Genomic DNA, 18,636 nt, shown 5'->3' with positions numbered 1-18,636 from the left:
CCCTGCCTATCGGAAGTCCTCTGGAGCTTGCCCGCTATAAGGAAGGGTTGCTCCGTTCTTTCAGCCAGTTTGACTGTTTTGTTTCCGCAGAGTCATCGAAACTTGGCCCTCGGGCGGCAGGAACTTCTGAAAAGAACGTCCAGTTCGGCATTTCACTCTGCAGCTGTTCGGCGCCCGCGACATGATCAGGCAACCATATCCTTCATGCGGCAATACGCCCCCACGACGGGCAGGAACCAGGGCCTTCCGGTGCATCGGCACCGTGTGCCAGGCCATGCGGTCGAATGTCCGTGCGGCCCATCGCAATGTCGGCCAAGGCACTGCCGATCAAGGTCGACAACTGCGCGCCGCGCCCTGAATAGCCCATGGCGTAGATGACGCGACTGCATGAAGTGTACTCCTGCTTGCCCCGGTGACAGCGAGCTTTTCGCCGAACAATTGCCCGTCCAAGGGGCCGCTAGCCGCACGATATTCCGTCCAGGCACAAACTTCGCAGCCTGCCTCTGCAGGCGGCAGGTTAGGATGCTTCAAATTACCGGAGTCCCCATCCATGCCCGCGCCGCTCATGCACATCGAGTCTAGCCCTTCCCTGCCTCGCGAGGCGGACGTCGTCGTCATCGGCGGCGGCGTGGTAGGCGTATTCACGGCATATTATCTCGCACGCCGCGGCGTCAGCGTTGCCCTGCTGGAGAAAGGACGCGTGGCCGCCGAACAGTCCAGCCGCAACTGGGGCTGGTGCCGCCAGCAGAACCGTGACGCGCGCGAGTTGCCGATGGCAACCAAGAGCCTCGGTCTCTGGGAAAAAGTGGCGCAGGAGACTGGCGAAGACACCGGCTTTCGCCGTTGCGGGCTGCTCTATCTCTCGCAAAACGACGATGAACTCGCAGGTTGGGCAAAGTGGCGCGATTTTGCAAGGACCGTCGGTGTCACGACGCATATGCTGAGCGCGGAAAAAGCCACCGAACGGGGCAAAGCGACCGGCCGCAAGTGGAAGGGCGGCGTTTTCTCACCGACCGACGGAACGGCAGACACCTCGAGGGCGGTACCTGTAGCCGCGCTTGGGATCATGGCGGCTGGCGGCTCCGTACATCAATATTGCGCGGCTCGCGGCATAGAGTTGAGCGCCGGCCGGGTCAGCGGCGTCGTTACAGAAGCGGGAACCATCCGGACAACGACCGTGGTCATGGCCGGAGGCGCGTGGGCTTCTTCCTTCTGCAACCAGCTTGGTGTTCGTTTCCCGCAAGCTGCCGTGCGTCAGTCCATTCTAGCCGTAGCGCCGGGCGCAAATGGCCTGCCGGATGCCCTGCATACCGCGCGCGTCTCGCTGACGCGGCGCGGCAACGGTGGATACACGCTGGCGATCAGCGGGCGGGCGCGAGTCGATCCAACGCCGCAGCAGCTCAGGTTCAGCCGCGAGTTCGTGCCCATGTTCGCCCGCCGCTGGCGCAGTCTGGCCCCGGGAGCGTTCGAGGGCTGGCGTCAAGGTCATGAAAGCCTGAGGAAATGGGTACTTGACGACGTGACACCAATGGAACGGAACCGCATTCTCGACCCCAAGCCTGACATGAGGCAGATTCGCCTGACATATCAAAGAGCCTGCGGATTGCTGCCCGAACTCAAGCGCACCGCGATTTCTCATGCTTGGGCGGGCTATGTCGACAGCACGCCCGATGGCATCCCGGCAGTCGGTGAAATCGAGGGGATTCCGGGCTTCATCCTGGCGGCGGGATTCAGCGGCCACGGCTTCGGGATTGGCCCCGGCGCCGGGCATATGATCGCCGACATCATCACCGGCAGCGAGCCTATTGTCGATCCACGTCCTTATAGGCCGGAGCGTCTGAAGACCGCTGCGTGGGGCAAGGTCGCTGAATTCTGAGAAGACCGATTTGCCAACATCCAACCGGTCGCACATGAGATTGAGGCCGTGAGGCGGCCAGCACGAAAACAGGGAAAGTGACGATGCGCGTATATGAGATTGCCGCCATTCCGGCCGACGGGATCGGCCCAGAGGTCATTGCCGCCGGTCTCCAGGCGCTTGAGACACTTGAAGAGCGCTGCGGCGACTTCAAGCTGCGCGTCCAGCACTTCGACTGGGGCTCAGACTACTACAAGGCCCATGGTCGGATGATGCCCGAGGACGGTGTGACGCAACTGAAGCGTTTCGACGCTATCTTCTTTGGCGCGGTCGGCGCTCCCGATGTGCCCGACGACATCACTCTCTGGGGCCTCCGGCTGCCGATTTGCCAGGGCTTTGATCAGTACGCGAACGTGCGGCCGACCAGGATATTGCCGGGCATTGCTTCTCCGCTGGCGGGCGTTGGCCCTGGCGATCTGGATTGGGTGATCGTGCGGGAGAATTCCGAGGGCGAGTATTCGGGCCACGGCGGCCGCGCCCATCGCGGCCTCCCCGAGGAAGTCGGAACCGAGGTCGCGATCTTCACGCGCGTCGGCGTCACCCGCATCATGCGCTATGCATTCCGGCTGGCGAAGTCACGGCCGCGAAAGCTCCTGACAGTTGTTACGAAATCCAACGCGCAGCGTCACGGCATGGTAATGTGGGACGAAATCGCCGCCGAGGTGGCACGGGAATTCCCGGACGTCACGTGGGACAAGATGCTGGTTGATGCTATGACGGCGCGCATGACGCTGAAACCACGGAGCCTCGATACGATCGTCGCCACCAATCTTCACGCCGACATATTGTCGGACCTTGCGGGCGCGCTTGCGGGCAGTCTCGGCGTAGCACCGACCGCCAATATTGATCCCGAGCGGCGCTATCCCGCGATGTTCGAGCCTATCCACGGCTCGGCATTCGACATTGCCGGCAAAGGTATCGCCAACCCTGTCACCACCTTCTGGACCGCTGCCCAGATGCTCGACCATTTGGGCGAGAACGACGCGGCTGCCCGGTTGATGCGCGCTGTGGAATCGGTGACGAGTGAAGGCGTGTTGACGCCGGACGTTGGTGGCACCGCGACCACGCAGGAAGTAACAGACGCCGTTTGCCGGACGATCCGCGGTTCGAACGTGTGACAGGTTTCTGATGAAGCTCGACAAGATCGACATCAAAATTCTCTCCGAGCTGCAAAAGAACGGTCGGATATCCAACGTCGAGCTTGCCGAGCTGGTGTATCTGTCACCGAGCCCCTGCCTGATGCGGGTCAAGAAGCTTCAGGCGGAAGGCTTCATCACAGGTTATTCCGCCCAGATCGACGTCTCCAAGCTCGGGCAGACGTTGACGGTCTTCACCGAGATCACGCTCAGGAACCATCGGCAGAACGACTTCGCGCGGTTTCTTGCCACCGTCGAGAAGATCGATTCCGTCATCGAATGCCATCTTGTTTCAGGCGGCTACGACTACCTGGTGAAGTTTGTCACAGCGGGAATCACCGAATACCAGACGGTCATGGAGCGCCTTGTCGAAATGGACATCGGCATCGACAAATATTTCAGCTTCGTCGTGCTGAAATCCCCTATCGTGAAATCTCATTTGCCGCTCGACGCCATATTCGACAGATGAGGAAGAGGCTGCCGCGCATGCGGCGGCAGTCTGGACGATCATCTTTTCATCGCCGCCCGCACGTCCTTGTCTTCGAGGGTTTGATCCAGCGTCATCCGCGTGCGTTCGAGGATTCCATCGATATCGTCCTCGGTGCAGCAGAGCGGCGGCGCATAGCCCAGGATGCCGCTGTTGAAGGCGCGGATGATGAGGCCGTTCGCCCATGCGCGGTCGAAAATACGGCGACCCGGATCGGCTGCCGCCGGCATGGGCGTCTTGCGCTCCTTGTCAGTGACCAGCTCGACCGCGGCCAGCATGCCGCGACCGCGAATATCGCCAACCAGCGGGTGGTCGGCGAGCGAGCGAAGGCCTTCCATCAAGCGCTTCCCGGCCTTCCGCCCGTTCTCGAGCAAGCCCTCTTCGTAGAGACGCAGGCATTCCAGCCCCACCGCCGCGCTCACGGGATGGGCTGAATAGGTGTAGCCATGGCCGACAGGCGCTTTGCCGGCTCCGTCCGCGATCGTATTGTAGACATGGTCCGACATGAAGACTGCGCCCATCGGCACGTAGCCCGAGGTCAGTCCCTTCGCCGTGGTTATGAAATCCGGCACCACATCGTCCTCGTCACAGGCGAAGAGCGGGCCGGTGCGGCCAAAGGCAGTGATGACTTCGTCGGCAACGAACAGAATGTCGTGTTCCTTGCACACGGCGTGCAGGGCCTTCAGCCAGCCTGTCGGTGGAACGAGTACACCGCCCGAACCCTGAATGGGTTCGGCGTAGAAGGCCGCAACGCGGTCCGCGCCGAGTTCCGCGATCTTGGCGCGCAGGGCCGCGACCGATGCATCGATGATCGCCTGCGGATCGGAACCGACCGGATTGCGATAGGCATAGTGCGAGGGAATCTTGTGCTGCCAGTCGTAAGGCACGCCGAAGCCCGCATGGAAAGCGGGGATCGCGGTCAGACCGGACCCTGCCGTCGAGGATCCGTGGTAGCCATACTCGACCGAGATGAACTGGTCCTTTTGCGGCGTACCCTTGGCATGGTAGTAGTAGCGAATGAAACGGATCGTGCTGTCGACTGCGTCGGAACCGCCCAGCGTGAAATAGACATGGTTCAGATCGCCGGGCGCCAGTTCGGCAAGTCTGGCAGCAAGACGAATGGCAGGCTCGGACCCCAGCCCGAAATATCCCGTCGCATAGGGAAGCTCTCTTAGCTGCTTGGCCGCTGCCTCAACGACGCTTTCCTGCCCGTATCCGATGTTTACACACCATAGACCCGCGAATCCGTCCAGCAGCGTTTTCCCGCTTGCATCGGTCACCATCGCGCCCTTGGCGGATTTGAGCACCCGCACACCGGTTTCCTCGTGGCTCCGATAGCATGAAAACGGGTGAACCAGATGCGCGCGATCGAGTTCGATCAGTGAGTTTGCCAGCATTTCTTCCTCCGATTCAACCGAGTGCCTGACTGACCAACGCATATGTGCGGTGATGCGAGGGCTTGCTTTCTTTGTGCGTGGCCATGGAGCGTCGCATCGTGATTCCGCCGCCGACGTGCGCGAGCCCGCGCCCGGTGAGCCATTCAGCAAGATCCATTGAAACGCCGGTATCGACACGGACGAACTTGCCCTGATGATGGGCGAGCAGAAAGTCGATCAGGGCTTTGGCCTCGGTACCGTTTCTCGCCACCACCGGCCCGATGACCAGCCCCCGGCCGAATGGCCGGATGGCGGAAAAGGCCTGGGTATCGCCTTCATCGCGAATGACAGCGAACTTCGCGCGCTCGCGAAGCAGCTTCATCAGCGCCGAACGGTCATGGCCAAATGCCTCGCGATCCAGCACCCCGAGGCGGGCAAGATCGCCGCTCTCGGCCCAGGATACACGGGCCGGCGCGGAAACAGGCAATGCCTCGCCCTGATGCTGTACGATCTCGCCAGTCGTGACGAAGCCCAGCTTCTCATAGAGCGGCAGGCCTTCCCGTGTCGCCGCCAGGCAACAGGTGCGCTCACCCGCCTTGGCAAGCGCCTCTTCCATCATCTTTCGGCCGAGCCCGCGGCCACGCATGGCCGCATCGACGATAACCATGTTGATGGCGGCGGCATCGTCGCCGTAGGGGGTCATCATGATGGTAGACACCACGCGTTCTTCTTCCAGAGCGACGATCCCCCGGCTGACTGACTGGACCAGCTCCCAATCCTCGCGGCGATGCGGCCATTTAACTTGGCGAGACAACTCGACAGCACCTTCCAGGTGCCCCGGTGTCATCTCTTCAAGGATGATCTGTTGTGTGGTCATGATGAATTTCCGGCCTTCGTCTTCAGGTGCTTACGGTAGACCACCAAAGACAGCAGTTCCTCCCGACCGGCAGCCATGCGCCACGCGTTTTCACTATCCTTCGCCGCTCGCGCCGCATCTTCTGCCGAAGCATGGCCGGCAGGCCGCGCTGCTCCCAAAGCTCGAAAGGACACCTGGCGCAACTCTCTGCCAAACCGGCGATGCAATACGAAACGATCTGCTTCAGGTCGCGGCGAATGCGGCCGTTGGTCTTCCCGATCGCCGACTATGGTGATTGCGGTACAGGCACGCTGTGCCGAGAAAACTAGGAGGATGGTCGCCATGTCGACGTTCAGACCGAAATACATCACCTTCGACTGCTACGGCACGCTCACCAATTTCGATATGGCCGGTGCCGCGAGGCGCGTCTACGGCTCGCAGCTTTCGCCTGCCGCGTTGACGCAGTTCATCAAGGATTTCGCGGGCTATCGCCTCGACGAGGTTCTTGGCGCCTGGAAGCCCTATATCGAGGTCGTGCACAATTCCGTGGAACGCACCTGCAAGCGCAACGGCGTCGCATTCCGGCCCGAGGATGCCCAGCGCATCTATGAGGAAGTGCCGACATGGGGTCCGCACCCGGATGTCCCGGCTGGCCTGGCTAAGGTCGCCAAGGAAATCCCGCTGGTGATCCTGTCGAACTCCATGAAAAGCCTGATCATGTCGAACGTGGAGAAGCTCGGCGCACCCTTCCACATGGTCATCACGGCCGAGGAGACCGGCGCCTACAAGCCGCTGATGAAGGGTTTCGAATACATGTTCGACAAGCTCGGCTGCGGCCCTGAGGACATTACTCATGTGTCGTCCTCATTCCGCTACGATCTCATGACCGCCTATGATCTCGGTATCAAGAGCAAGGTCTGGGTGAATCGCGGCCACGAGCCCGCGAACCCCTTCTACGAATATACCGAGATCAAGGATATTGGCGGGCTGGCCGCCGCCGTCGGCCTGGATCCCGTTCGGGAAGTTGCTTGAGGCTGGCGGCCTCCGGCCATCGCGGCATCCGAAGTATCGAATCAGAAAGGGGCGGCTCGACCGCCCCTTTCTCATTGCTGGTCTCGCTGTTGAAACTCCGGAAAAGCCCCTAATTCAACCCGCCGACGTGGAGCGTCTTGACCTCGAGATACTCCTCTATCCCGAGCTGCGATCCTTCGCGCCCAAGCCCCGACTGCTTCACGCCGCCGAAAGGCGCGACCTCTGTCGAGATCAGGCCGGTGTTGAGGCCGACCATGCCGAACTCCAGCGCCTCGGCCACACGCCACGACCGCTTGAGGTTTTCCGTGTAGAAATAGGCGGCAAGGCCGAAGGGCGTTCCGTTGGCGATCGCGATCGCTTCTTCCTCCGTCTCGAAGCGGAAGAGCGGAGCCACGGGGCCGAACGTCTCTTCCGACGCCAGGAGCATTTCGGTCGTTGCATCGCCGAGCAGAATAGGCCGGGCGTACTGCCGGCCTTCCGGTAACGAATCGCTCTGCGCAATGATCCTTGCGCCCTTCTCCAGGGCATCCGCGAGGTGCCGCTCGATCTTTTCAATTGCGGCACCGTTGATCATAGGCCCGATGACGACGCCCTCCTCCGTGCCCGGACCGACCTTCATCCCTGCAACTTGGCTGGCGAGCTTCGCAGCAAACGCCTCATAGATGCCGGCCTGCACGAGAATGCGGTTGGCACAGACGCAGGTCTGGCCGCCATTGCGAAATTTGGAGTTTACCGCCCCTTCGACGGCGAGATCGAGATCTGCGTCATCGAAGACGATAAAGGGCGCATTCCCGCCGAGTTCCAGGCTGAGCCTCTTTATGCCGTCGGCGGCACCCTTCATCAGAAGCGCGCCGACGCGGGTCGAACCTGTGAAGGAGATCTTGCGCACCGTTTCGTTGGCCATCAGCTCTTTGCCGATCTCCGCCGGCATGCCGGTTACGATGTTGATAACGCCTGCCGGGATGCCCGCTCGCTCCGCCAGGACGCCGAGCGCGAGCGCCGAAAATGGTGTGAACTCGGACGGCTTGATCACTACCGTGCAGCCGGCGGCAAGGGCGGGCGCAACCTTGCGCGTGATCATCGCGTTGGGGAAATTCCACGGGGTGATGACGGCGCAGACGCCGACTGCTTCCTTGAGAACCAGAATGCGGCGATCGGCAGTGGGTGACGGAATGGTCGAGCCACCGATCCGTCGCGCCTCCTCCGCGAACCATTTCACGAACGACGCGCCGTAGCGGATCTCCGCGAGCGCCTCGGCAAGCGGCTTACCCTGTTCCAGAGTCAGCAGGAGCGCCAAATCCTGTTCATGCCGGCGAATGAGACCGTGCCAGCGTTCCAGCAGTCCCCCGCGCTCGGCATGAGTTTTCTTCTTCCAACTCCTGAACGCTTCGGCCGCAGCACCGATCGCGGCCCTGGTCTCGTCGCCCCCCATGTCGGGAACGGTGCCGAGAACAGTCAGGCTGGCAGGGTTGGTGACCTCGGCGACGCCCTTTGTATCCGCTTCCCGCCAGACACCGCCAATCAACGCCTGCTGGCGGAACAGGTCCGCATCGTTAAAGGTGCCAATCTTCGTGATCGCATTCATGGTCTTTTTCCTCTGCCCTTTTCAGCTCAATGCCGCAAGCACGGCTCGCGTGATTGTTTCAGTCCGGTCCTTGCCTGCGATCGTGCCTATCCCCTGCGCGGTTACGGACGCGATTGCCGACATCACTTCGGCCGCAGCATGCCGCTCGCCCAGATGCTCCAGCATCATCGCACCGGACCAGATCGCGGCGATCGGATTGGCGACGCCGAGATGCGCGATATCGGGCGCCGAACCATGGACAGGCTCGAACATGGAAGGTGCGCTGCGATCAGGATTGATATTGGCAGAGGCGGCATAACCCAGCCCGCCCTGAATGGCCGCTCCGATGTCGGTGAGGATGTCGCCAAAGAGGTTCGAGGCGACGATTACGTCGAGGCTTTCAGGCGCCAGCACCATGCGGGCTGCCATGGCGTCGATGTGGTAGTGCGAGACCTCTACTTCGGGATAGTCTTTCGCTATCTCGCGCGTCACCTCGTCCCAGAAAACCATGGAATGTTTCTGCGCGTTGGATTTGGTCACAGATGCGAGCTTCTTGCGGCGCGCCCGCGCCTGTTCGAAACCGAAACGCATGATCCGTTCGACACCCGCACGCGTGAAGATTGCTGTCTCAATCGCGACCTCATTGGCTGTGCCGGAATGAACGCGCCCGCCGGCGCCGGAATATTCGCCTTCCGTATTCTCGCGTATGCACAGGATGTCGAATCCATCAGAGCGGAGGGGCCCCTGAACGCCCGGCAACAGCCTGTGCGGTCGTATGTTGGCGTACTGCGTGAACCCTTTCCGGATCGGCAGGAGCAGTCCGTGAAGCGATACTGAGTCAGGCACTTCGGCGGGCCACCCCACAGCGCCGAGATAGATCGCATCGAATTTTCGAAGTGTCTCGATGCCGTCTGGCGGCATCATTGCGCCGGTTTCCAGGTAGTAGGCGCAGGACCATGGGAAGCGTTTGCCATCAAGGGCGAAACCGCCCCGTTTTGCCGCCGCCTGCATCACCTGCCATGCCGCCCCAGTCACGTCCCTGCCGATGCCGTCGCCGGGGATGAGCGCTATGTTGTAGGTCTTCATTTGATGGAGGTCCTCATTTGCACTGGCGTTTCATCGGAACAATAATGGACCGCGCGCCGCATTTTCCGTCGAGGATGAGCCGCCCGACGGCGTCGAATCGCATCAGGCGGAACTTGGAAAGTCGATTGTTCTGGAACCGCCGCGCGCTCTATTCGGCCGGACCTTGAGCATTGAACTCAGTCATAAACGCAGACGTAGATCTTGCGCACGGTCTCGATCGTGCGCCAGACGCCGACTAAACCGGGCTTCATCACGAAGCTGTCGCCGGCGCGATAGGTCTTCGTCTCGCCCGCCTTCTCCTCGATTTCGATCACACCCGAAATGATGTGGCAGAACTCGTAGGTGGTGCCCTTGATCGAATGCGTCTCGCCGGGCGTCGCCTCCCAGACGCCGGTCAGAACCTTCTCACCTTTCGAGGCATCCTGCGCCCAGGTCTTGAAGGATGGAGTGCCGGAAATGAGCCGCTCCGGCAGCGGCAATGCCTCCTTCGGCGTGAAGGCGGGATTTGTGTCGACAGTGATCAGAAGTGACATGTGAGGTTTCCTGGTTAGTAGCCGAGCGTCCGATCGACGAGGCCGATCAGAGCCTTCCCGGCGCGGTGGCGCCGGATGTTGTCCACGGCGGATTGCGCCGCCGTATGCGGTTGCGTCACCGAGGCGATGTGCGGCGTTATCATCACCTTCGGATGCGACCACAGAGGATGGTCTTCCGGGAGCGGTTCTGGATCAGTTACATCAAGCATCGCCGCAGATACGTGACCGGTGTCGAGCGCGTCGATCAGCGCGGCCTGGTCGAGTTGCGGACCCCTGCCGAGATGCAGCAGCCGCGCCCCTGCGGGCAGTAGGTCGAAGAGCTTTGCATCGAGCATGCCGCGCGTTTGTTCCGTCAGCGGCAGCAGGCAGACGAGAATATCCGTTTGATTCAGAAAGCCCGCGAGTTGGTCCGCGCCATGAAAACAGGCGACGCCCTCTATCCGCTTTCCGCTGCGGCTCCACCCGGCAAGCGGAAACTGAAACGGCTTCAAGCGCTCGATAGCCGCCTGCGCCAGCATGCCAAGGCCGAGGAAGCCAACCCGGCGTTCGGCCGCCTGTCGAGCGGCAATCGGTTGCCAGAGGCACCTTTTCTGCTGCTCGAGATAGGCGGGCATCTCCCGGTGGAGCGCCAACACGCCGAGCGCGACGTATTCCTGCATCATGCGTATGATGCCATCCTCGACCATGCGCACAAGCTTCACATGGCTTGGCACCACGTCCTGCTTGAACTGGTCGACGCCCGCTCCGATGGAAAACAGCACTTCCAGATTGCGGTAGCGCGAGATCTCGTCCGGCACCGTCCAGGTAATGAGATAGCGCACCTTCTCCGGCTCCATCTCCTCGCCGGAATGGAAGAATTCCAGCTCCGGGAGCTCGCGCGCGAAGATCTCGCGGAACACCGCAGCACGCGCGGCATCGGAATTGAAAAGAAACGCCATGGAAACCGCCCCTTCCTTCAGGTCGCGAGACGCGCGCCGAGCCCGTGGATCATCTTCCGGCAAGCGGCGAGTTCACCGGTCTCGATATATTCGTCGGCACGGTGAGCACGGCCGATGTCGCCGGGGCCGCAAATGATCGCATCGATACCGGCCTGCTGATAAAGCCCGGCCTCCGTGCCGTAACTGACCGCTGTGAGCGGCTCCTGCCCCGTCAGCTCGGTCAGAACCGCCGCTAGCTCACTTCCCTTCGCGGCTGCAAGGGCGGGATAGGTACTCAACTCGTGCCAAATTACCTCGAAGCCGCTGTCGCGCAGGGCAAAAAGCCCGGCCTTGACCGGCTCAAGCAGGGAGGATGGAGAAACGCCCGGCACGGCACGTACCTCGATATCGGCAGTGCAGTGGCCAGCGATGATGTTGACCGCCTGTCCACCGGCGATGACGCCCACCTGCAACGAAGAATATGGGGGCTCGAAATTATCATCGAACGGCCCGTCGGCGAGGGATTGGCTGTAGGCCACGGCGTGCGTGATGACTCCGGCCATGGCGTGCACGGCATTGAGTCCGAGATCGGGGCGAGACGAATGGCCGGATCGCCCGATCACCTCGAGCCGCGCGGCGGCCTTCCCCTTGTGCGCGCGCACCGGCTGCATCCGGCTCGGCTCGCCGACAATCGCGCCAAGCGGCCTCTCGCATAGGCCTGGCAACGCAGCTATGAGATGCGGCACGCCACGGCACCCCGCCTCTTCGTCGTAGGAGAACGCGAGATGAATTGGTTGCCGCAGGTTCATCGCCGCAAGTCCTGGGAGCGCGGCCAATGCGCAGGCGAGAAAGCCCTTCATGTCGGTGGCGCCGCGGCCGTAAAGCTTGCCGCCCTCGCGGCGCAGGAAGAACGGATCCGAGCTCCATTCCGGCTCGTCGGCCGGCACGACATCCATATGTCCGGAGATGATGTAGCCCCGACCCTCGCGCGGGCCGATCGTGACGAAGAGGTTGGACCGGTCGCCCTCGGGACCAGGGAGAACCGTCACCTCGGCTCCCGCTGCCTGACAGTAGTCGCGGATCCAATCGACGATTGCGCCGTTTGGCGTGCCAACAACAGAGGGAAACGCGATCAGGGTCGCGAGGATTTCTTCCACGTTCATGGCGGTCCGCTCTGCTTGCACACTATCCCGGGTGCGACCAGCCTATCCCTAGGCAGCAGTGTTCCCTGCCGAATCGCGTCGTGCTTTGGTGGAAGATTGCGAAAAAGCGCCTCGAACCAGCGAAACCTGCTGGCTTTCCCCTGTAAAGCTGCGGCAAAAGAGGCCTGTCGCAAACATGGCAATAGGCGCCAGGATCAACACCGCGTGCCTTGGGCATTGATTGAAGGAGCGGACCAACCGACATGCAAAGATCAGTGCGCCTGAAATCCTTCGAACTGGTCGCGCGGGACATCAATGATGTCGACGTTGATCTGCTGCATACACTATCGATTTCTGTCCGCTGGCCGCATCGGCCCAAGGACTGGGATCTACTGCGTCGCGCTGGCCACGGTATCGTTACTGTTGATGGTATTGGACGCGTTTTCGGAAGCGCGATGTGGTTTCCCCACGGGGACGACTTTGCCACCATTGGCTTGGTGATCACGACGCCCCGCATCCAGGCACAGGGAGGTGGTCGATGGCTCATGGACCAGGTCCTCGAGCGGTGCGGACACCGAAATCTCGCCCTGAACGCAACCCATGCCGCCTATCCTCTGTATGTTTCGCTCGGCTTCACGAGCGAGGCGATCGTCTACATGCGCCAGGGCGAGGCCCCACAAACACTCCCGCCATTGCCAGCTCTGGACGGCGAACTCAGTGAGCTGCCCAGCGACAGGCTCAGCGAGATCACCGCGCTGGACGCGCGCGCATTTGGGACAAATCGTGCGACGGTACTTGCGTTGCTCGCAGAAGATGCCTCGATAGCAACTCTGCGCCGTGGCAGCGAGGTCGTTGGCTATTCCATGTGTCGCGAGTTCGGACGCGGCTTCGTTATTGGCCCCACAATAGCCCGAAACGACCAGGACGCGGTGCATCTCACAGCCGTCCACCTGAAGAAGCTGGCAGGTCGATTCACGCGCGTCGATACGCGCGAAAGGGATGGCGTGTTTGCCGAGTTTCTTCAGCAGAGCGGCCTCGGCATTGCCGAGACCGTGACCACAATGTCCAAAGGCCGCCGCTTTCTGAACCGGGAAGACAATGGGCCGTGGGTTTATGGATTGGCCGGGCACGCGTTGAGCTGAACGCAAGTTCATTCCCGCGCCTCGATCTGCGGTCACAGACGGCAGGTCGACTAGGTCACCTGCTCAAGCTGCCGTCAAAAGCGCTGATGAACATGTCGACTTCGTTTCGCGACCAGATCAGTGGCGGACGTAGCTTGAGGGTATTAGGCGTCCCTTTCCCTATAAGGATGTTTCGGGCACGCATATCTTCAACAAGCCGATCAGTTTGTGTCACAGCCGGTTCCTTTGTGAGACGATCGGTCACCAATTCCACGCCGGTCATCATTCCAAGTCCGCGTACGTCGCCAATGATCGCGTGCCGTTCAGCCAAACACCTGAGCTCCTGCCGCAGATAATCTCCGATAGCGGCGCTCCGCTTGATTAGGTTTTCTCGCTCAATGACGTCCAGCACGGCCATACCGGCCGCGCATGCGACGGTGTTGCCGCCAAAGGTGCTGAACAACAGCGGGTAAGTGCCATTAAGGAACCGCTTCATGAGCGCCGAGCCGAGAATGACAACGCCGAGAGGGTGGCCATTTCCAACCGGTTTGCCCATCGTTATAAAGTCAACATAGTCGTCCTTGAGCCCGTTCGCTCTGAAGCCCCAAAAGGTTCCCATGCGGCCACAACCGGCCTGCACTTCGTCCGCAATGACGAATCCGCCGGCCGAACGAACCTTTTCCGCAACGAGATTGAAATAGTTTTCAGGCGCCTGCAAAACCCCGCTCGAGCACAAGGCGGTGTCTACCATGAATGCTGCGGGCCTGTGGCCTCTTTCGCTCAAGGTGGCTATCGCCCTGTCGGCGTCGGCTGCGTACCTTTCAGCGGCTTGCGGGTCGCTGGCGTAAGGCCCCCTGTACATATCCGGTGCCATCAAGGCTTCAATCCGTTTGGGATGCTCTTCTGCAGGAAGATGACGCCAGCTTTCATTGGAGAGCGCCGTCGTGAGTTCGGTGCATCCATGGTAGGCCTGATCGATGATCAAGCCGCCATCATGTTTGCTGAGCGAAATGGCTATCTGCATCGCCAGGTCGTTGGCTTCGCTGCCCGAGTTGACGAAGATGCAGGTGTCGAGGTGATCGGGCAGGTCGGCAGTCAGACGCGCTGCGTACTCGACGGTCACGTCGCACATGTAGCGCGTATTGGTGTTCAGCGCGCTGGCCTGGCGGTAGATCGCTTTCGCCACATGCGGATGGCAATGACCAATCTGGGGGACGTTGTTGTAAACATCCAGATAGGCGGTGCCATCGGCGGCATACATCCAGGCGCCGTCAGCGCGTATGATGTGCAGCGGCTTCTTGTAAAAATGCCATATCGGTCCCAGGTGGGCTTCGCGCTCACGCCTGAGCAAGTCATAGTCATCTGCGAGGCGCTCGCCATTGTTGCCTATAGCGCCATAGACCGGAAACCGGCATGCCTGACGAAGCCTGCGGACCGCCTGCGCGCGACCCTGACCGCTCAGCAACGTCATCATTCGGGGATAGTGACTGGCGTCTTCGATGTGGCGGATGCCGGATTCATCCGTGGCTTCTCTGGCTTCCACGATGACAGTGGCCATCGCGAGACGAAGGAGCATCGCATCGAAAACGAGATCGATCTCATTTTCTTCAAGCGGGTATGTTGAATCGAAGCCCGATGCCACGTCGCAAAGGTAGGCAATCGGATCATGATCATGTCTTGAGAATGTCTCGGAGGCAGTGACAATATCCGCGACGATGGAATTATAGCCCATATCGCCGAAGTCGATGATACCCACCGGTGAGGTACGATCGCGGGGATCGACCAGGATGTTGCCGCCATGCGAATCCTGATGCACGATTTGCCGGCGCGTCCTCAGTAATTGGGGAAGGGTAAAGCGCTCGGCGCGATCGAAAATTTCGTCGCACAACTGCCGAAGCTTCGTGTCAGAGATCTTTTCTATCTGCGGGCGCAAGTCCAAGGCGAGCGAAATGTCCCAGAGATGTATGTTGCTGCAGGCATAGGGGTGGAAGAAATCCCTGAGCGCATGAGTGAGCCGCCCCACCATCGCGCCGATATTGTAACGGGTCTCGGCGGAAAACGCTTCTTCAACCTGCTCCATGACTTCCCCCGACAGGAAAGTAAGCACGCGGATCATATGCCGGACGCCGCGCCCATCCTCGATCCATTCAAAGGAGGCGCTCTCAAGGGAGGGAATAACGCGAGGCACCGGAAGAGCCGGGTCCCGCTCGACGATATGGTTTAGAGCCTTGACCTGCATATCGACGACGCCTGCAGGCTCGTTTGCATTGGATATCTTGACGACAACGTCCCGGCCATCGGCGCCCCCGATCCGCCAGGATAGATCGCGCTCGGAAGCCAGTTGCTTGTATGTCCCCTCGATCCCGTAACGGCGTGCAACCACGCGCCTTGCCGCTTCCAGCGAAAAATTGGGAAGGTTGCGAAGAAACAGAGCATCGGTGCTCATTCTGTACCCCTGAAGCCACCATCAGAACGCTCGCCGCGGGAAGTCGGCCAGGTCGCTGGTGCAGATTAAGCGGGAAGTCAGCAGGCGGCATTTTTGCCCTGCGCTTTTCCAGCGGTGCCAGAGCCTAACCCTCTGCCGGTTTGGCAAGAATATCATTTGGAGAACCGATACATTGATTTTTATAAATGCATCCGGTGTGCCTTGATGACCGTATCGCGGACATAGGCAACGTTGGCCGCCTGTTCGCCCGCGCGCGTGGCGACCTCAATGTCGGCGAAATAGGCCTCATCGGCTATGGCAAGTCGGCGCAGACGCCCCTGATGTTCGAACAAGCCTGCAAAGTGTACCGGAAGGACTCCCAGGTAGGCGCCCGACAGAACCATCAAAAGCTGCGCTTCAATATCAAACACCACGCGGTTAGCGGGAGGGTTGTCGAAACGGCGGCGTCGCATACCGTACCAATAACCTCTGTGAACCCACGGGTAGCCGTAGCATTCCGCGCTGGTAATCGCCTCTTCCTTTCGGCGAAACAACGGATGCGCCGACCCGCAAAAGACAGCATGTTCTTCTCGGTAGATTATCTCGTATCTCAGGCTTGCAACTTTGATGTCGGAACCGCCTATTCCGATATCTATCTCGTTTTCCGCGACTGCTTTTGTAATATCGTTAGGCCGCATGATCTTGAGATTTAGTTCGATTTCCGGTGCGCCTTTGGAAAGCTCGGCGATTGCGTCAGAAATCCGGAAACTCGGATCGGTCGCCATGCAGTCGACAATACCGACGCCGACCTTTCCCGCCAAGGCGCTTCTGAGGCACGAAAGCCGAGCAGAGTTGGTGTCCAGCATCTCGGTGATTTCTGTCCCTATTTCGTAAGCCCGGCGCCCCTCTTCGGTGAGCGAAAAACCGCGACGCCCCCGTTCGCATAATTTCACGCCAAGCCGTTGCTCAAGCGCGGTCAAATGGTTGGAGATCGTTGGCTGGCTGAGCGACAGCTCCATCTGTGCTGCAGATATGCCGCCATGGCGAACCACGCTTTCAAAGACACGAAACAAGTGGAGATCAGAACCGGATATCTTCATGAATGCAAATTGCACCGAATGCGTGGGATCGCAAATTCCCGGAGACGCGCGGGTGATGGAACTTCGACTGAAGCCGTCATTCCACACGGAGCCGGGATCGAAACCAGCTCGTCTGTGGGATTAACCCTGCCGGGGAGCAATGGGCTGACAGTGCCCATGACGCAGGCGATGGTCAGCGACAAGCGCCCTGCTTCCGGCTTCCGAACAATGGACCAAGAACTCGCATTTGCCACCGCCGACTGCGGTGCGACTCCGACCACACCTGCCCGACAATATTGAAACCATCCAGACCTCGAAGGATTTGCAACACTTCACGGGGCTGGAGGCCGCCGACGTCCGGCATTCCTGCTCGCTGGGAACCCGGTTCCACGATGTCGATATCGAAGGAAGATTTAGGCCACTACCAACACTACCAGCCCGATCCTGGCATACGACCGCGTCATTGGCGGGTATTGACGCACCGTCCAGCTAAGGAATAGATACGTGGATACAAAAATACTTTGCGCCACATGCCAGCAGCCTTTTCCGCAGAGCCACGCCCGTCCGCCACCGCGGAGGAGGAGGCGTACAGGTATATTCAGCGGGCCCTTCGGGCTGCGATCCTATAATCGTGTTTCGGGACCCGCGCGGCAGTCGCTGCGGCGACGATGCGTTCGGTCATCGAGACGGTCGTGTTGGGATTAATGACGGCAATTCGCATCAGGGCCGCTCCGGTCGCGTCAAGGCTCTCACAACGACTCCAGCGCCATGGACATACGTTCGAGCCCCCTCCGCAACAGCGGACGAGGGCAACCGACATTGAGGCGAATGTAGCCTTCGCCACCGGGTCCATAGACGCGCCCGTCGTACAAATTGACTCCGGCTCGGTCGACGAAAAACCGTTGAACGCCTCCCACCTTCCGATCGAGCCCGCGCGCATCCAGCCACACCAGGAAGGAAGCGTCCGGCCGCATCGGTGTGATGCCCGGCAGGCGATCCTCGGCGAACTTGAGGACGAGATCGACATTACCGCCGATGTAGCGCGTCAGTTGATCCAGCCACGGCGCGCCGGTGCTGTAGGCGACCTCTAGCGCCAGCCGTCCAAAGAAGTTGGCGTTGACCATGAATGATGCCTGCATGGTGGCCAGAAGCGCCTCGCGCCGCTCCTTGTTGGCCACCGACACGGTTGCGGAGGGCACGCCGGCCAGATTGAAGGTCTTCGTTGGAGCCGTGCAGATGAATGACTTTTCCGCGGCGTCCTCTGAGAGGGACGAGAAGACGATGTGCGGGCGATCCGACAATCTGATATCGCAATGGATGTCATCGGATATGACAAGGATGCCGTAGCGCTCGCAGACATCGTTCAGCGCCGTCAGTTCCTGGCGCGTCCACGCCTTTCCAGCTGGATTGTGCGGATTACAGAACAGGAAGGCCCTGGCGCCGGCTGCCAGTTTCTCGAAGTTCTCCAGGTCGAGCTCGTATCGGTTATTTTGCAACCTTAGCCTGTTGACCAGCAGCTTCCTTCCGTTCCCCTGAATTACTTCAAAATAGGGCGAGTAGATGGGAGACTGTACAATCACCCCGTCCCCGGGCTTCGTGAAGGTCCGAAGCATCGCGGCTACCGACGGCATGATCGCGGGCGCCGGCAGCAGGGATTCCAGTGCCGGCGACCAGTCGTGCCGACGCGCGAACCATGATTGCACAATCTCGTAGTGACGGGGGTCGCGGCGGGTATAGCCATAGATTCCATGGTCCGCCGCTTCTCGCAGGCGCGCGATGACGGTTTCAGGCGCGCGAAAATCCATGTCCGCGGTCCATAGCGAAAGCAGATCTTCGCCCTCGATCCGAGGCGAGAATTCGTCCCACTGATTGGCCCATTTGACTGACCCAAACTGGTGGCGATCATAGATCCTGTCGAAGTCGATCATTCCAACATTTCTTTCCGCAACCGTAGATTGCGATATGTC

17 protein-coding genes and 1 pseudogene are annotated in these 18,636 nt (G+C 60.5%); 5 read left to right on the top strand and 13 right to left on the bottom strand.

What is annotated here, in order from left to right:
• Positions 1–185 precede the first annotated feature (185 nt).
• Positions 186–391, bottom strand: a pseudogene (locus CIT26_RS38755) (FAD-dependent oxidoreductase); the annotation flags it as partial.
• Positions 392–550: 159 nt separating this feature from the next.
• Here CIT26_RS38755 and CIT26_RS13075 point away from each other — a divergent pair.
• The 3 genes from CIT26_RS13075 (at position 551) to CIT26_RS13065 (ending at position 3,520) form a co-directional block, all read left to right on the top strand.
• Complete coding sequence (locus CIT26_RS13075; protein ID WP_095492953.1) at positions 551–1,876, top strand: NAD(P)/FAD-dependent oxidoreductase; 1,326 nt, start codon at positions 551–553, stop codon at positions 1,874–1,876.
• A gap of 83 nt (positions 1,877–1,959) precedes the next feature.
• Entirely contained in the window at positions 1,960–3,033 is a 1,074-nt protein-coding gene (locus CIT26_RS13070) for a tartrate dehydrogenase (protein WP_095492952.1), read from the top strand.
• Positions 3,034–3,043: 10 nt separating this feature from the next.
• Positions 3,044–3,520: an Lrp/AsnC family transcriptional regulator gene (locus tag CIT26_RS13065; protein ID WP_029352587.1), complete on the top strand. Its 477-nt coding sequence runs from the start codon at positions 3,044–3,046 to the stop codon at positions 3,518–3,520.
• A 38-nt stretch (positions 3,521–3,558) separates the two neighbouring features.
• Here the strand turns inward: CIT26_RS13065 and CIT26_RS13060 are convergent, their stop codons facing one another.
• The 3 genes from CIT26_RS13060 to CIT26_RS36570 are packed head-to-tail and all read right to left on the bottom strand — an operon-like array spanning position 3,559 to position 6,114.
• Positions 3,559–4,935: an aspartate aminotransferase family protein gene (locus CIT26_RS13060; protein ID WP_095492951.1), complete on the bottom strand. Its 1,377-nt coding sequence runs from the start codon at positions 4,933–4,935 to the stop codon at positions 3,559–3,561.
• Positions 4,936–4,948: 13 nt separating this feature from the next.
• Positions 4,949–5,791 carry a GNAT family N-acetyltransferase gene (locus tag CIT26_RS13055; protein ID WP_095492950.1) on the bottom strand — a complete coding sequence of 281 codons (843 nt, stop codon included), beginning with the start codon at positions 5,789–5,791 and terminating at the stop codon, positions 4,949–4,951.
• Entirely contained in the window at positions 5,788–6,114 is a 327-nt protein-coding gene (locus CIT26_RS36570) for a hypothetical protein (RefSeq protein WP_167391389.1), read from the bottom strand. The genes CIT26_RS13055 and CIT26_RS36570 overlap by 4 nt, the downstream gene beginning before the upstream one ends.
• On the opposite strand from CIT26_RS36570, the gene CIT26_RS13050 reads away from it, so the two are divergent.
• Positions 6,113–6,802, top strand: coding sequence for a haloacid dehalogenase type II (locus CIT26_RS13050; RefSeq protein WP_095493074.1), 690 nt, complete (start codon positions 6,113–6,115; stop codon positions 6,800–6,802). The genes CIT26_RS36570 and CIT26_RS13050 overlap by 2 nt on opposite strands.
• Before the next feature lie 109 nt (positions 6,803–6,911).
• On the opposite strand, the gene CIT26_RS13045 is transcribed toward CIT26_RS13050, so the two are convergent.
• The 5 genes from CIT26_RS13045 to argE form a co-directional block, all read right to left on the bottom strand.
• Positions 6,912–8,387, bottom strand: coding sequence for an NAD-dependent succinate-semialdehyde dehydrogenase (locus CIT26_RS13045; RefSeq protein WP_095492949.1), 1,476 nt, complete (start codon positions 8,385–8,387; stop codon positions 6,912–6,914).
• Positions 8,388–8,408: 21 nt separating this feature from the next.
• Positions 8,409–9,452 carry a tartrate dehydrogenase gene (locus CIT26_RS13040; protein WP_095492948.1) on the bottom strand — a complete coding sequence of 348 codons (1,044 nt, stop codon included), beginning with the start codon at positions 9,450–9,452 and terminating at the stop codon, positions 8,409–8,411.
• Between the two features lie 176 nt (positions 9,453–9,628).
• Positions 9,629–9,985: a cupin domain-containing protein gene (locus CIT26_RS13035; RefSeq protein WP_095492947.1), complete on the bottom strand. Its 357-nt coding sequence runs from the start codon at positions 9,983–9,985 to the stop codon at positions 9,629–9,631.
• A 14-nt stretch (positions 9,986–9,999) separates the two neighbouring features.
• Complete coding sequence (locus CIT26_RS13030; RefSeq protein WP_095492946.1) at positions 10,000–10,923, bottom strand: 2-hydroxyacid dehydrogenase; 924 nt, start codon at positions 10,921–10,923, stop codon at positions 10,000–10,002.
• A 17-nt stretch (positions 10,924–10,940) separates the two neighbouring features.
• Positions 10,941–12,065 (bottom strand): acetylornithine deacetylase, encoded by a 1,125-nt coding sequence (argE, locus tag CIT26_RS13025; RefSeq protein WP_095492945.1) that lies wholly within the window; start codon positions 12,063–12,065, stop codon positions 10,941–10,943.
• 242 nt (positions 12,066–12,307) lie between these two features.
• Here argE and CIT26_RS13020 point away from each other — a divergent pair, with 242 nt between their 5' ends.
• Complete coding sequence (locus tag CIT26_RS13020; protein ID WP_095492944.1) at positions 12,308–13,186, top strand: GNAT family N-acetyltransferase; 879 nt, start codon at positions 12,308–12,310, stop codon at positions 13,184–13,186.
• A gap of 55 nt (positions 13,187–13,241) precedes the next feature.
• Here the strand turns inward: CIT26_RS13020 and CIT26_RS13015 are convergent, their stop codons facing one another.
• The 4 genes from CIT26_RS13015 to CIT26_RS13000 all read right to left on the bottom strand — a co-directional run bounded on the left by CIT26_RS13015 (position 13,242) and on the right by CIT26_RS13000 (position 18,597).
• Positions 13,242–15,611: an aminotransferase class III-fold pyridoxal phosphate-dependent enzyme gene (locus CIT26_RS13015; protein WP_095492943.1), complete on the bottom strand. Its 2,370-nt coding sequence runs from the start codon at positions 15,609–15,611 to the stop codon at positions 13,242–13,244.
• Between the two features lie 179 nt (positions 15,612–15,790).
• Positions 15,791–16,690 carry a LysR family transcriptional regulator gene (locus CIT26_RS13010; protein ID WP_095492942.1) on the bottom strand — a complete coding sequence of 300 codons (900 nt, stop codon included), beginning with the start codon at positions 16,688–16,690 and terminating at the stop codon, positions 15,791–15,793.
• 172 nt (positions 16,691–16,862) lie between these two features.
• Entirely contained in the window at positions 16,863–17,033 is a 171-nt protein-coding gene (locus CIT26_RS38750; protein WP_425350345.1) for a hypothetical protein, read from the bottom strand.
• A gap of 385 nt (positions 17,034–17,418) precedes the next feature.
• Entirely contained in the window at positions 17,419–18,597 is a 1,179-nt protein-coding gene (locus tag CIT26_RS13000) for a MalY/PatB family protein (protein WP_167391388.1), read from the bottom strand.
• Positions 18,598–18,636 lie beyond the last annotated feature (39 nt).

This window comes from Mesorhizobium temperatum, from assembly GCF_002284575.1.
Lineage (GTDB): Bacteria > Pseudomonadota > Alphaproteobacteria > Rhizobiales > Rhizobiaceae > Mesorhizobium > Mesorhizobium temperatum.
Note: the sequence above shows the minus strand (reverse complement) of the source record. Positions and strands in the feature narration are given on the sequence as shown.

Excerpts from the sequence above, each read along its gene's own strand:
- CIT26_RS13075 (WP_095492953.1), top strand. The coding sequence starts at position 551 with ATGCCCGCGCCGCTCATGCACATCGAGTCTAGCCCTTCCCTGCCTCGC.
- CIT26_RS13070 (WP_095492952.1), top strand. The coding sequence starts at position 1,960 with ATGCGCGTATATGAGATTGCCGCCATTCCGGCCGACGGGATCGGCCCA.
- CIT26_RS13065 (WP_029352587.1), top strand. The coding sequence starts at position 3,044 with ATGAAGCTCGACAAGATCGACATCAAAATTCTCTCCGAGCTGCAAAAG.
- CIT26_RS13060 (WP_095492951.1), bottom strand. The coding sequence starts at position 4,935 with ATGCTGGCAAACTCACTGATCGAACTCGATCGCGCGCATCTGGTTCAC.
- CIT26_RS13055 (WP_095492950.1), bottom strand. The coding sequence starts at position 5,791 with ATGACCACACAACAGATCATCCTTGAAGAGATGACACCGGGGCACCTG.
- CIT26_RS13050 (WP_095493074.1), top strand. The coding sequence starts at position 6,113 with ATGTCGACGTTCAGACCGAAATACATCACCTTCGACTGCTACGGCACG.
- CIT26_RS36570 (WP_167391389.1), bottom strand. The coding sequence starts at position 6,114 with ATGGCGACCATCCTCCTAGTTTTCTCGGCACAGCGTGCCTGTACCGCA.
- CIT26_RS13045 (WP_095492949.1), bottom strand. The coding sequence starts at position 8,387 with ATGAATGCGATCACGAAGATTGGCACCTTTAACGATGCGGACCTGTTC.
- CIT26_RS13040 (WP_095492948.1), bottom strand. The coding sequence starts at position 9,452 with ATGAAGACCTACAACATAGCGCTCATCCCCGGCGACGGCATCGGCAGG.
- CIT26_RS13035 (WP_095492947.1), bottom strand. The coding sequence starts at position 9,985 with ATGTCACTTCTGATCACTGTCGACACAAATCCCGCCTTCACGCCGAAG.
- CIT26_RS13030 (WP_095492946.1), bottom strand. The coding sequence starts at position 10,923 with ATGGCGTTTCTTTTCAATTCCGATGCCGCGCGTGCTGCGGTGTTCCGC.
- argE (WP_095492945.1), bottom strand. The coding sequence starts at position 12,065 with ATGAACGTGGAAGAAATCCTCGCGACCCTGATCGCGTTTCCCTCTGTT.
- CIT26_RS13020 (WP_095492944.1), top strand. The coding sequence starts at position 12,308 with ATGCAAAGATCAGTGCGCCTGAAATCCTTCGAACTGGTCGCGCGGGAC.
- CIT26_RS13015 (WP_095492943.1), bottom strand. The coding sequence starts at position 15,611 with ATGAGCACCGATGCTCTGTTTCTTCGCAACCTTCCCAATTTTTCGCTG.
- CIT26_RS13010 (WP_095492942.1), bottom strand. The coding sequence starts at position 16,690 with ATGAAGATATCCGGTTCTGATCTCCACTTGTTTCGTGTCTTTGAAAGC.
- CIT26_RS38750 (WP_425350345.1), bottom strand. The coding sequence starts at position 17,033 with ATGCCGGACGTCGGCGGCCTCCAGCCCCGTGAAGTGTTGCAAATCCTT.
- CIT26_RS13000 (WP_167391388.1), bottom strand. The coding sequence starts at position 18,597 with ATGATCGACTTCGACAGGATCTATGATCGCCACCAGTTTGGGTCAGTC.